Here is a 12,787-nt window from a genome sequence, read left to right as displayed (position 1 = left end):
ATTGAGCGAAGAAAATACGTACGACTCAACGAGCATTAAAGTGCTGAAAGGCCTGGATGCCGTACGCAAACGTCCCGGTATGTACATTGGTGACACCGACGATGGCAGCGGTCTGCACCACATGGTGTTCGAGGTGGTCGATAACTCGATCGACGAAGCGCTCGCCGGCCACTGCGACGACATCAGCATCATCATTCACCCGGATGAATCCATCACCGTCAAAGACAACGGCCGTGGCATCCCGGTAGACGTGCACAAAGAAGAAGGCGTTTCGGCAGCCGAGGTCATCATGACCGTGCTGCACGCCGGCGGTAAGTTCGATGACAACTCCTACAAGGTATCCGGCGGCCTGCACGGCGTAGGCGTCTCGGTAGTGAACGCCCTGTCTGAAGAGCTGGTGCTGACCGTTCGCCGTAGCGGCAAGATCTGGGAACAGACCTACGTCCATGGTGTTCCGCAGGAACCGATGAAGATCGTTGGCGACAGCGAAACCACCGGCACCCAGATCCACTTCAAGGCTTCCAGCGAAACCTTCAAGAACATCCACTTCAGCTGGGACATCCTGGCCAAGCGGATTCGTGAACTGTCCTTCCTCAACTCCGGTGTCGGTATCGTCCTCAAGGACGAGCGCAGCGGCAAGGAAGAGCTGTTCAAGTACGAAGGCGGCCTGCGTGCGTTCGTTGAATACCTGAACACCAACAAGACCCCGGTCAACCAGGTGTTCCACTTCAACATCCAGCGTGAAGACGGCATCGGCGTGGAAATCGCCCTGCAGTGGAACGACAGCTTCAACGAGAACCTGTTGTGCTTCACCAACAACATTCCGCAGCGCGATGGCGGTACTCACCTGGTGGGTTTCCGTTCCGCACTGACGCGTAACCTCAACACCTATATCGAAGCCGAAGGCCTGGCGAAGAAGCACAAGGTCGCCACCACCGGTGACGATGCCCGTGAAGGCCTGACCGCGATCATTTCGGTAAAAGTGCCGGATCCGAAGTTCAGCTCCCAGACCAAGGACAAGCTGGTCTCTTCCGAAGTGAAGACCGCGGTCGAACAGGAAATGGGCAAGTACTTCTCCGACTTCCTGCTGGAAAACCCGAACGAAGCCAAGCTGGTTGTCGGCAAGATGATCGACGCGGCTCGTGCTCGTGAAGCCGCGCGCAAGGCCCGTGAGATGACCCGTCGTAAGGGCGCACTGGACATCGCCGGCCTGCCGGGCAAACTGGCTGACTGCCAGGAAAAGGACCCTGCCCTCTCCGAACTGTACCTCGTGGAAGGTGACTCTGCTGGCGGCTCCGCCAAGCAGGGACGTAACCGCAAGACCCAGGCGATCCTCCCGCTCAAGGGTAAGATCCTGAACGTCGAGAAAGCGCGTTTCGACAAGATGATCTCTTCCCAGGAAGTGGGCACCTTGATCACCGCGCTGGGCTGCGGCATTGGCCGCGAAGAGTACAACATCGACAAGTTGCGTTATCACAACATCATCATCATGACCGATGCTGACGTCGACGGTTCGCACATCCGTACCCTGCTCCTGACGTTCTTCTTCCGTCAGCTCCCAGAGCTGATCGAGCGTGGCTACATCTATATCGCCCAGCCACCGCTGTACAAGGTCAAGAAAGGCAAGCAAGAGCAGTACATCAAAGACGACGACGCCATGGAAGAGTACATGACGCAGTCGGCCCTGGAAGACGCGAGCCTGCACCTGAACGAAGATGCACCGGGTATCTCGGGCGAAGCCCTTGAGCGCCTGGTGAATGACTTCCGCCTGGTGATGAAGACCCTCAAGCGCCTGTCGCGCCTGTACCCGCAGGAACTGACCGAGCACTTCATCTACCTGCCTGCCGTCAGCCTGGAACAATTGTCCGATCACGCGGCGATGCAGGATTGGCTGGCCCAGTACGAAGTGCGCCTGCGCACCGTCGAGAAGTCCGGCCTGGTGTACAAGGCCAGCCTGCGTGAAGACCGTGAGCGTAACGTCTGGCTACCAGAGGTCGAACTGATCTCCCATGGCCTGTCGAACTACGTCACCTTCAACCGCGACTTCTTCGGCAGCAACGACTACAAGACCGTTGTGTCCCTGGGCGCTCAGCTGAGCACTCTGCTGGACGAAGGTGCATACATCCAGCGTGGGGAGCGCAAGAAGGCGGTCACCGAGTTCAAGGAAGCCCTGGACTGGCTGATGGCTGAAAGCACCAAGCGCCACACCATCCAGCGATACAAAGGTCTGGGCGAGATGAACCCGGATCAGCTGTGGGAAACCACCATGGACCCTAGCGTTCGCCGGATGCTGAAAGTGACCATCGAAGACGCCATTGGCGCAGACCAGATCTTCAACACCCTGATGGGTGATGCGGTCGAGCCTCGCCGTGACTTCATCGAAAGCAACGCCCTGGCGGTTTCCAACCTGGACTTCTGATCCCGGTTCACTCGCCAAACGAAAAAGGCCAACGCATGTGCGTTGGCCTTTTTTTTGAATTTTGAAAAATCCTCTGCAAGCGTGAATCACCCACATTACAGGCATAAAAAAACCGGCTATATCAGCCGGTTTTTTTGCGCCCGAAAAAAACTTATGCACGTTTTTCGGGTTTTTTTCGCTTTAAGAAATATCTATATAAATCATCAAGTTAGATTCAAAAAACAGCACTTTTCTCACAAACGGTACACAGGTTATCCACAGAACCTCAGACAACCACCTGATCGTTGGCAGCCGGCGCTTGTGGAGCGGGTGGCAAAGAGCCCATTTCCCGTTGAATTTGTTCGTTCCAGGCCTGAACCCGGTCGTTCAAATCGGCGATGGCGCGGGGTCCGCTACCTTCGGCATACATCGGCGCGCCGATGATCACGGTGATGACGCCCTGCTTCTTCTTCCAGCCGGTTTTTGGCCAGAACTTGCCAGCGTTGTGGGCAATCGGCAGTACCGGTAGCTCGGCATTCACTGCCAGCGCCGTTCCGCCTCGCGAGAATTTGCCGATGGTGCCGTAGGGAACGCGCGTGCCTTCGGGGAAAATCAGCACCCAGACGTTATCCTTGAGCAATTCATCGCCTTTCTTGGCGACATGCTTGAGTGCCGCTTTCGGGTTGTCCCGGTCGATGGCGATCGGGCGCAGCATGGCCATGGCCCAGCCGAAGAAAGGCACGTAGAGCAGTTCGCGCTTTAGCACCTGGCTCAATGGCTCGAAATAGGCCGAGAGAAAGAATGTCTCCCAGGTGCTCTGGTGGTTCGACTGGATCACGCAGGGCTGTGTGGGCACGTTCTCGGCACCCTTCACTTCGTAGCGAATGCCCAGGAACACTTTGCTCAGCCACAAGGCGCAGCGGCACCAATACACGTTGATGAACCGATAGCGCGCCTTGAACGGCAGAAAGGGCGCGATAAAAAAACTCAGGCTGCACCACAGCAGAGAGCTGGTGCCCAGCAGCAGGTAAAAGAGAAATGTTCTGATGGCCTGCAGTATCGACATGGCGACGTTTACCGTTACGGGCACTGCCCGACTGTTCAAGCGCACTCCCGATCTGTCGAAAGCGCTCTAATTGTGGATAAGTTCTGCGGCAATCGCCGCCAGATCGTCGAAAATCAAAGTGCCTGCCGGTAGGGTCTTGCCCAAAGTCTTTTCGCCTTTCCCGGTCTTAACTAAAACTGGCTGAGAATCGACGGCTTTGGCGGCTTCCAGGTCACCGAGACTATCGCCGACAAACCATAGATCAGTCAGCGATACGTTGTAATGTGCGGCGATGCTTTTCAACATCCCGGGTTTTGGCTTGCGGCAATCGCAGCCGTCGTCTGGCCCGTGCGGGCAATAGACGATCAGGCCGACTTCACCACCCTGCTCGGCCACCAGCGAGCGCAAGCGCTCGTGCATGGCGTCCAGGGTGGCGAGATCGTAATAGCCGCGAGCGATGCCCGACTGGTTGGTGGCGACCGCCACCGTCCAGCCGGCCTTGCTCAACTGCGCGATGGCTTCGATCGAACCGGGGAGTGGAATCCACTCCTCCACCGACTTGATGTAAGCGTCGGAGTCGTAATTGATCACCCCGTCCCGATCGAGAATCAGCAGTTTCAAACAGTCTTACCCCAGCAACGAAATATCGGCGACGCCGAGGAACAAGCCACGCAGACGCGCCAGCAGTGCATAACGGTTGGCGCGCACATTGGCGTCTTCCGCGTTGACCATCACCGCTTCGAAGAACGCGTCCACCGGCTCGCGCAAGGCGGCCAGGCGTGCCAGCGATTCGCTGTACTGACGTGCCGCGGCCATAGGCTGGACAGCCTGGTCCGCCTGCTGGATCGCCGAGTACAGGGAGAACTCGTTGGCATTGTCGAAGTACTTGGCTTCCACCACGGTCGGCACCGAGCCTTCGACCTTGCTCAGCAAGTTCGATACGCGCTTGTTCACCGCCGCCAGGGCCGCGGCTTCCGGCAACTTGCGGAAGGCCTGTACCGCTTGCACGCGCTGGTCGAAGTCCAGGGCCGAACCCGGGTTCAAGGCGCGAACCGACAGGTAGGTCGCCACGTCGACGCCTTCATCCTCATAACGAGCACGCAGACGGTCGAAGATGAACTCCAGCACGGCCTCGTTGAGGCCGGCAGCCTTGACCTTGGTACCGAACGCATTCACGGCGAAGGCCACGGCGTCGTTCAGGTCCAGATCCAGCTGTTTCTCGATCAGGATACGCAGCACACCCAATGCGGCGCGGCGCAGGGCGTACGGGTCTTTGCTACCGGTTGGCAGCATGCCGATCCCGAAGATCCCCACGAGGGTGTCGAGCTTGTCGGCGATGGCCACGGCCGCACCGGTCAGGGTGGACGGCAGTTCAGCGCCGGCACCGCGCGGCATGTACTGCTCGTTCAGGGCCAGGGCGACGTCTTCCGGCTCGCCGTCATTGAGGGCGTAGTAGTAGCCGGCGACACCTTGCATCTCCGGGAACTCGCCGACCATTTCGGTGGACAGGTCGCATTTCGACAGCAAACCTGCGCGAGCGGCCCACGAGGCGTTGCCGCCGATGCGCGCAGCGATGTAGGCGGCGAGCTTGGAAACGCGCTCGGCCTTGTCGTAGACGCTGCCGAGTTTTTCCTGGAACACCACGTTTTGCAGGCGCTGGTTGAAGTCTTCGAGCTTCTGCTTCTTGTCTTGCTTGAAGAAGAACTCGGCGTCGGTCAGGCGTGGGCGAACCACTTTTTCGTTACCGGCGATGATCTGCTGCGGGTCTTTGCTTTCGATGTTGGCCACGGTAATGAAACGTGGCAACAACTTGCCTTCGGCATCCAGCAGGCAGAAGTACTTCTGGTTGTCCTGCATGGTGGTGATCAGCGCTTCTTGCGGCACGTCGAGGAAACGCTCTTCGAACGAGCACACCAGCGGCACGGGCCATTCGACCAGCGCGGTCACTTCATCGAGCAGGGCTGGCGGAACGATCGCCGTGCCTTCCTGACGGGTGGCCAGCTCTTCGGTGCGCTTGCTGATGATGTCGCGACGCTCGTTGGCGTCGGCCAGCACGTAAGCGGCACGCAGGTCGGCCAGGTAGCTGGACGGCGAACCGATGCGCACGCTTTCCGGGTGGTGGAAGCGGTGACCACGGGATTCACGGCCGGACTTCTGGGCGAGGATGGTGCAATCGATGACCTGGTCACCGAGCAGCATCACCAGCCATTGGGTCGGACGCACGAACTCTTCCTTGCGCGCGCCCCAGCGCATGCGCTTCGGAATCGGCAGGTCGTTCAGCGAATCTTCGACGATGGTCGGCAGCAGGCTCGCGGTCGGTTTGCCGGCGATGCTTTGGCTGTAGCGCAGTTTCGGGCCGCTCTGATCGATTTCGCTCAGGTCGACGCCGCACTTCTTGGCAAAGCCCAGTGCCGCTTGAGTCGGGTTGCCTTCGGCATCGAACGCGGCCTGACGTGGCGGGCCGTCGAGGTTGATGCTGCGATCCGGCTGCTGGGTGGCCAGCGAGGTGATCAGCACCGCCAGACGGCGCGGCGCGGCATACACGGTTTTGGTCTCGTAGTTCAGGCCGGCAGCTTGCAGGCCCTTGTCGATACCGGCAAGGAACGCCTCGGCCAGGGTGTTCAGGGCCTTGGGTGGCAGTTCTTCAGTGCCCAATTCAACCAGAAAATCCAGAGCACTCATTGTGCAGCCTCCAGCTTGGCCAGTACTTCGTCACGCAGGTCCGGGGTCGCCATCGGGAAGCCCAGCTTGGCGCGAGCCAGCAGGTAGGCTTGCGCAACGGAACGCGCCAGGGTGCGTACACGCAGGATGTATTGCTGACGCGCGGTTACCGAGATTGCACGGCGCGCATCCAGCAGGTTGAAGGTGTGGGACGCCTTCAACACCATTTCGTAGCTCGGCAACGGCAGCGGCTGGTCGAGTTCGATCAGGCGCTTGGCTTCGCTTTCGTAGAAATCGAACAGTTCGAACAGCTTCTCGACGTTGGCGTGTTCGAAGTTGTAGGTCGACTGCTCAACTTCGTTCTGGTGGAACACGTCGCCGTAGGTCACTTTGCCGAACGGACCGTCAGCCCAGACCAGGTCGTAGACCGAGTCCACGCCTTGCAGGTACATGGCCAGACGCTCGAGGCCGTAGGTGATCTCGCCGGTCACCGGGTAGCATTCGATGCCGCCCGCTTGCTGGAAGTAGGTGAACTGGGTCACTTCCATGCCGTTGAGCCAGACTTCCCAGCCCAGACCCCAGGCGCCAAGGGTCGGCGATTCCCAGTTGTCTTCGACGAAGCGGATGTCATGCACCAATGGGTCCAGGCCCACGTGCTTGAGGGAGCCCAGGTACAGCTCCTGGAAGTTGTCCGGGTTCGGCTTGAGCACTACCTGGAACTGGTAGTAGTGCTGCAGACGGTTCGGGTTTTCGCCGTAGCGGCCGTCAGTCGGGCGACGACTTGGCTGCACATAAGCGGCGTTCCAGGTTTCCGGGCCAATGGCGCGCAGGAATGTAGCGGTGTGGAAAGTGCCGGCGCCTACTTCCATATCGTAGGGCTGAAGTACCACACAACCTTGCTCGGCCCAGTATTGCTGGAGGGCGAGGATCAAGTCTTGGAAGGTACGCACGGCTGGCGTAGGCTGGCTCACGAAATTCACCTGTTTCTTGGGCTGCGATTTAAAGAGCGGGAGTATACCCGATTCGTTGCTGCGCACGCCCCCTGGAGCCCTATGCCACGCTGCTTTTGGTGTACCGAAGATCCGCTGTACATGGCTTATCACGATCAGGAGTGGGGCACGCCGCTACGCGATGCGCAGGCATTGTTCGAGTTGCTTTTGCTCGAAGGGTTCCAGGCCGGCCTATCCTGGATCACCGTGCTGCGTAAACGCGAGCATTATCGCCAGGTGATGTACGGCTTCGACGTGCAGCGCGTGGCGCAGATGAGCGACGCGGAAATCGATGAATTGATGCTCGACCCGGGCATCATCCGCAATCGCCTCAAGCTCAATGCGGCCCGACGCAATGCCCAGGCCTGGATGGCGCTGGAGGACCCGGTGGGGTTTCTCTGGTCTTTTGTCGGCGGCGTGCCGAAAATTAATCATTTCAAGGATCGCAGCGAAGTGCCGGCCATCACGCCCGAGGCGGTGGAGATGAGCAAAGGCTTGAAAAAGGCCGGGTTCACCTTCGTTGGCCCGACCATCTGCTACGCCCTGATGCAGGCCTCGGGCATGGTCATGGACCATACCCGCGATTGCGATCGCTACGCGCAGCTGGTCAACGGCGGTTAGAATAGCCGCCTCGCGCACAGCACAAGATCAGGAGTGACCTGTGGATAAGTTTAAAGGCGCCTTGCTGGTAGGCGCTCTGCGGCTGTTTGCCCTGCTCCCGTGGCGGGCAGTGCAGGCTGTCGGCTCGGCGATTGGCTGGGTGATGTGGAAAACCCCCAACCGTTCCCGCGACGTGGTGCGGATCAACCTCTCCAAATGCTTTCCGGACATGGATCCTGCCGAACGCGAGCGTCTGGTCGGCCAGAGCCTGAAAGACATTGGCAAGTCCCTGACCGAAAGCGCCTGTGCCTGGATCTGGCCGGCCCAGCGCTCCATCGACCTGGTCCGCGAAGTGGAAGGCCTCGACGTATTGAAAGACGCCCTCGCTTCCGGCAAAGGCGTGGTGGGCATCACCAGTCACCTGGGCAACTGGGAAGTGCTCAACCACTTCTACTGCAGCCAGTGCAAACCGATCATTTTCTATCGTCCGCCGAAATTGAAAGCGGTGGATGAATTGCTGCAAAAGCAACGGGTGCAACTGGGCAACAAGGTGGCCGCTTCCACCAAGGAAGGCATTCTCAGCGTGATCAAGGAAGTGCGCAGGGGTGGTGCAGTGGGCATTCCCGCCGACCCGGAACCGGCCGAATCCGCCGGGATCTTCGTGCCGTTCTTCGCCGTACAGGCGCTGACCAGCAAGTTTGTGCCGAACATGCTCGCCGGTGGCAAAGCGGTTGGTGTGTTCCTGCATGCGCTGCGGTTGCCGGACGGGTCTGGTTACAAAGTGATCCTGGAAGCCGCGCCCGAGGCGATGTACAGCACCGATACCGCCACGTCTTGCGCAGCCATGAGCCAGGTCGTCGAGCGCTATGTGCGGGCGTATCCGAGCCAGTACATGTGGAGCATGAAGCGCTTCAAGAAGCGTCCTCCGGGTGAGGAACGCTGGTACTGAGTTGGTCGGCTTGGGCGATCTGCAGTCAGTGCGCCTGACGGTCGAGCTTCTTCAGAAACACGGTCATTTCTTTCTCGGCCTGTTTATCGCCGTGGTTTTGGGCGGCTTCCAGGCCTTTCTCCCAGGCTTGTCGCGCCGCTGCAAAATCCGCCAGCGCCAGATGAGCCTTGCCTAATAGCTTCCAGGCAGCCGAGTACTTCGGATCGATCTCGACGCAGCGCTGGAAATGCTCGACTGCCTTGGCGTTATCCCCAAGATCCAGGTAACCCTTGCCCAGGCCGAAGCGCAGCAATGAGTTATCCACACCCTTGGCGAGCATTTTTTCCAGGGATTCGATCATGGAATAAATTCCGAATAGGTGTCGTTTTCGATATCGCCTTCGCCGGCAAGCCGGCTCCTACAGGTTATGCGCGATCCTCTGTAGGAGCTGGCTTGCCAGCGAAGGCGTCCTAAAGGTTCAGAAGAAGCTCAATCCGACATGGAACAGTTTTTCCACATCGCGAATATGCTTTTTATCCACAAGGAACAGGATCACATGGTCACCGGCGGCGATCACGGTGTCATCGTGCGCGATAATCACCTCTTCATCGCGGATAATGGCGCCAATGGTGGTGCCAGGCGGCAAGCCGATGTTCTCGATGGCCTTACCGATCACCTTGCTCGATTTCGCATCGCCATGGGCAATGGCCTCGATGGCTTCAGCCGCACCGCGGCGCAATGAGTGCACGCTGACGATATCGCCGCGACGCACGTGAGCCAGCAAGGTGCCGATGGTGGCCAGTTGAGGGCTGATGGCGATGTCGATGTCACCGCCCTGGATCAGGTCGACGTAGGCCGGGTTGTTGATGATGGTCATCACCTTCTTCGCCCCCAGGCGCTTGGCCAGCAGCGATGACATGATGTTGGCTTCGTCATCGTTGGTCAGGGCCAGGAAGATGTCGGCGTCGGCGATGTTCTCTTCCAGCAACAGGTCGCGGTCGGAGGCGCTGCCCTGCAACACCACGGTGCTGTCGAGGTTGTCCGAGAGATGACGGCAGCGTGCCGGGTTCATCTCGATGATCTTTACCTGGTAACGGCTTTCAATGGCTTCGGCCAGACGTTCGCCGATTTGCCCGCCGCCGGCGATGACGATGCGCTTGTAAGTCTCGTCGAGACGGCGCATTTCACTCATGACCGCGCGAATATTCGCCCGTGCGGCAATGAAAAACACTTCGTCGTCCGCTTCGATCACCGTATCGCCCTGCGGCAGGATCGGCCGGTCGCGACGGAAAATCGCCGCCACGCGGGTTTCGACGTTCGGCATGTGCTCACGCAGCTGGCGCAGTTGCTGACCCACCAGCGGCCCGCCGTAATAGGCCCGCACCGCGACCAACTGCGCCTTGCCCTCGGCGAAGTCGATCACCTGCAAGGCGCCTGGATGCTGGATCAGGCGCTTGATGTAGTTGGTGACCACTTGCTCGGGGCTGATCAGCACATCCACCGGGATCGCTTCGTTGTCGAACAGTTCAGTGCGGGTCAAGTACGCCGCTTCACGGACGCGGGCGATCTTGGTCGGTGTGTGGAACAGGGTATGGGCAACCTGGCAGGCCACCATGTTGGTTTCATCGCTGCTGGTCACGGCGACCAGCATGTCGGCATCGTCGGCGCCAGCCTGGCGCAGAATGCTCGGCAGCGAACCGCGACCTTGTACCGTGCGGATGTCCAGCCGGTCACCGAGGTCGCGCAGGCGTTCGCCATCGGTGTCGACCACGGTAATGTCATTCGCTTCGCTTGCCAGGTGCTCCGCCAGCGAACCGCCGACCTGCCCCGCTCCGAGGATGATGATTTTCATCCAGTCACTCCGTTGAATCCGTTTAACCGCGTGCGGCGGCGATCTTGATCAGCTTGGCGTAGTAGAAACCGTCGTGGCCGCCTTCCTGGGCGAGCAATTGCCGGCCATGGGGCTGTTTGATCCCGGCCGTCGTGGCCAGGTCCAGTTCGCGGGCACCCGGGGTGCGGGCTAGGAAAGCCTCGATCACTTCGGTGTTCTCGGTCGGCAGTGTGGAACAGGTGGCGTAGAGCAGGATGCCGCCGACTTCCAGTGTCATCCACAGGGCGTCCAGCAGTTCGCCTTGCAGCAACGCCAGCGCGGCAATGTCATCGGCCTGGCGAGTCAGCTTGATGTCCGGGTGACGGCGAATCACGCCGGTGGCCGAGCACGGTGCATCGAGGAGGATGCGCTGGAAGGGCTTTCCGTCCCACCACGTTGCAGTGTCGCGGCCGTCGGCGGCGATCAGTTCGGCACTCAGTTTCAGGCGTTCGAGGTTCTCGCGTACCCGCACCAGGCGCTTGGCTTCAAGGTCCACCGCGACGACACCGGCCAGCTTGGGTTCGGCTTCGAGGATGTGGCAGGTCTTGCCACCGGGTGCGCAGCAGGCATCGAGCACGCGTTGGCCCGGCGCCAGGTCCAGCAAATCGGCAGCCAGTTGTGCCGCTTCGTCCTGCACGCTGATCCAGCCTTCGGCGAAGCCTGGCAGGCTGCGCACGTCGGCGGCTGCCTCAAGGATGATGCCGTCGCGGCTGTAAACGCATGCATTGGCGGCGATACCCGCTTCACCGAGCAGGCCAAGGTAGGCCTCACGGCTGTGATGACGGCGGTTGACCCGCAGGATCATCGGCGGGTGCGCGTTATTCGCCGTGCAAATGGCTTCCCACTGCTCGGGCCAGAAGGCTTTGAGCGACTTTTGCAGCCAGCGCGGGTGCGCGGTACGTACGACGGGGTCGTGTTCCAGCTCGGCCAGCAACGTTTCACTTTCCCGTTGCGCGCGGCGCAGTACGGCATTGAGCAAGGCCTTGGCCCAAGGCTTTTTCAGCTTGTCGGCGCAACCCACGGTTTCGCCGATCGCGGCGTGGGGCGGGACGCGGGTGTAGAGCAGTTGGTAGAGACCGACCAGCAACAGCGCTTCGACATCGGCGTCGGCAGCCTTGAACGGTTTCTGCAGCAGCTTGGCCGCCAGCGCCGACAAGCGCGGTTGCCAGCGAGCGGTGCCAAACGCCAGATCCTGGGTGAAGCCGCGATCACGGTCTTCGACTTTGTCCAGTTGCGTCGGCAGAGAACTGTTGAGCGAAGCTTTACCGTTCAGGACAGCGGCGAGTGCCTTGGCGGCGGCCAGACGCGGGTTCATTGAGCGTCCACCGCTTGACCGAGGACGGTGCCAATGGCGAATTTCTCACGACGGCTGTTGAACAGGTCACTGAAGTTCAGCGCCTTGCCACCGGGCAATTGCAGGCGGGTCAGGCACAGGGCCTGCTGACTGCAGGCGACGATCAGCCCGTCCTTGCTGGCGCCGAGGATTTCACCTGGTGCGCCCTGCCCTTCGGCCAGGTTCGCCGCCAGCACTTTCAACGCTTCGCCGTTCAGTGTGCTGTGGGTGATCGGCCAAGGGTTGAAGGCGCGAACCAGACGCTCCAGCTCAACCGCTGGCCGCGACCAGTCGATGCGTGCCTCGTCCTTGTTCAATTTGTGGGCATAGGTGGCCAGGCTGTCGTCCTGTACTTCACCTTCCAGCGTTCCGGCGGCGAGGCCGGCAATCGCCTGGATCACAGCAGGCGGACCCATTTCCGCCAGGCGGTCATGCAGGCTGCCACCGGTGTCCTGGGCGCTGATCGGCGTGACGACTTTGAGCAGCATCGGCCCGGTGTCGAGGCCGGCTTCCATGCGCATCACCGTCACGCCGCTTTCGCTGTCGCCGGCTTCGACGGCGCGCTGGATCGGCGCCGCACCGCGCCAGCGAGGCAGCAGGGAGGCGTGGCTGTTGATGCAGCCCAGGCGCGGAATATCCAGTACCACCTGCGGCAGGATCAGGCCGTAAGCGACCACCACCATCAGGTCCGGCTTCAGTGCGGCCAGTTCGGCCTGGGCGTCGGCATTGCGCAAGGTCGGGGGTTGCAACACCACGATATTGTTTTCAAGGGCCAGTTGCTTGACCGGGCTCGGCATCAGCTTTTGCCCACGCCCCGCCGGGCGATCCGGCTGGGTGTAGACCGCAACGATCTCGTAAGGGCTGTCGAGCAGGGCCTTGAGGTGTTCGGCGGCGAATTCCGGGGTGCCGGCAAAGACAATGCGCAGTGGCTCAGTCATGAAAGCTCTCGATTACAAAGCATCT

At 60.4% G+C, this 12,787-nt stretch carries 11 protein-coding genes; 3 read left to right on the top strand and 8 right to left on the bottom strand.

Going from position 1 to position 12,787, the window contains the following annotated elements:
* The first annotated feature begins 1 nt into the window (after nt 1).
* Nucleotides 2–2,419 (top strand): DNA topoisomerase (ATP-hydrolyzing) subunit B, encoded by a 2,418-nt coding sequence (gene gyrB, locus HFK74_RS01405; RefSeq protein ID WP_008064629.1) that lies wholly within the window; start codon nt 2–4, stop codon nt 2,417–2,419.
* A 265-nt stretch (nt 2,420–2,684) separates the two neighbouring features.
* Here gyrB and HFK74_RS01400 read toward each other — a convergent pair whose 3' ends face one another.
* The 4 genes from HFK74_RS01400 to glyQ form a co-directional block, all read right to left on the bottom strand.
* Nucleotides 2,685–3,464, bottom strand: coding sequence for a 1-acyl-sn-glycerol-3-phosphate acyltransferase (locus HFK74_RS01400; RefSeq protein WP_180202058.1), 780 nt, complete (start codon nt 3,462–3,464; stop codon nt 2,685–2,687).
* Between the two features lie 66 nt (nt 3,465–3,530).
* Nucleotides 3,531–4,064, bottom strand: coding sequence for a D-glycero-beta-D-manno-heptose 1,7-bisphosphate 7-phosphatase (gene gmhB, locus HFK74_RS01395; RefSeq protein ID WP_033045461.1), 534 nt, complete (start codon nt 4,062–4,064; stop codon nt 3,531–3,533).
* Between the two features lie 6 nt (nt 4,065–4,070).
* Nucleotides 4,071–6,125, bottom strand: a complete 2,055-nt coding sequence (gene glyS, locus HFK74_RS01390) for a glycine--tRNA ligase subunit beta (protein WP_180202057.1) — start codon at nt 6,123–6,125, stop codon at nt 4,071–4,073.
* Nucleotides 6,122–7,075, bottom strand: coding sequence for a glycine--tRNA ligase subunit alpha (gene glyQ / locus HFK74_RS01385; RefSeq protein WP_003213601.1), 954 nt, complete (start codon nt 7,073–7,075; stop codon nt 6,122–6,124). The genes glyS and glyQ overlap by 4 nt, the downstream gene beginning before the upstream one ends.
* 81 nt (nt 7,076–7,156) lie before the next feature.
* On the opposite strand from glyQ, the gene tag reads away from it, so the two are divergent.
* Together tag and HFK74_RS01375 are read left to right on the top strand one after the other, a co-directional pair.
* Nucleotides 7,157–7,714: a DNA-3-methyladenine glycosylase I gene (gene tag, locus HFK74_RS01380; RefSeq protein ID WP_180202056.1), complete on the top strand. Its 558-nt coding sequence runs from the start codon at nt 7,157–7,159 to the stop codon at nt 7,712–7,714.
* Between the two features lie 40 nt (nt 7,715–7,754).
* A complete protein-coding gene (locus HFK74_RS01375; protein ID WP_008064638.1) occupies nt 7,755–8,642 on the top strand; it encodes a lysophospholipid acyltransferase in 888 nt (295 codons plus the stop codon).
* A 25-nt stretch (nt 8,643–8,667) separates the two neighbouring features.
* Here the strand turns inward: HFK74_RS01375 and HFK74_RS01370 are convergent, their stop codons facing one another.
* The 4 genes from HFK74_RS01370 to fmt all read right to left on the bottom strand — a co-directional run bounded on the left by HFK74_RS01370 (nt 8,668) and on the right by fmt (nt 12,762).
* Entirely contained in the window at nt 8,668–8,982 is a 315-nt protein-coding gene (locus HFK74_RS01370; protein WP_008064640.1) for a tetratricopeptide repeat protein, read from the bottom strand.
* Between the two features lie 117 nt (nt 8,983–9,099).
* The gene (trkA, locus tag HFK74_RS01365) at nt 9,100–10,473 is read right to left on the bottom strand and encodes a Trk system potassium transporter TrkA (RefSeq protein WP_180202055.1); all 1,374 of its coding nucleotides are present in this window, start codon (nt 10,471–10,473) and stop codon (nt 9,100–9,102) included.
* A gap of 22 nt (nt 10,474–10,495) precedes the next feature.
* Nucleotides 10,496–11,806: a 16S rRNA (cytosine(967)-C(5))-methyltransferase RsmB gene (gene rsmB, locus HFK74_RS01360; protein ID WP_180202054.1), complete on the bottom strand. Its 1,311-nt coding sequence runs from the start codon at nt 11,804–11,806 to the stop codon at nt 10,496–10,498.
* Entirely contained in the window at nt 11,803–12,762 is a 960-nt protein-coding gene (gene fmt / locus HFK74_RS01355; protein ID WP_180202053.1) for a methionyl-tRNA formyltransferase, read from the bottom strand. The genes rsmB and fmt overlap by 4 nt, the downstream gene beginning before the upstream one ends.
* Nucleotides 12,763–12,787: the final 25 nt, after the last annotated feature.

This window comes from Pseudomonas sp. SbOxS1 (genome assembly GCF_013416725.1).
GTDB lineage: Bacteria > Pseudomonadota > Gammaproteobacteria > Pseudomonadales > Pseudomonadaceae > Aquipseudomonas.
This window is presented reverse-complemented; position numbering and strand designations above follow the sequence as displayed.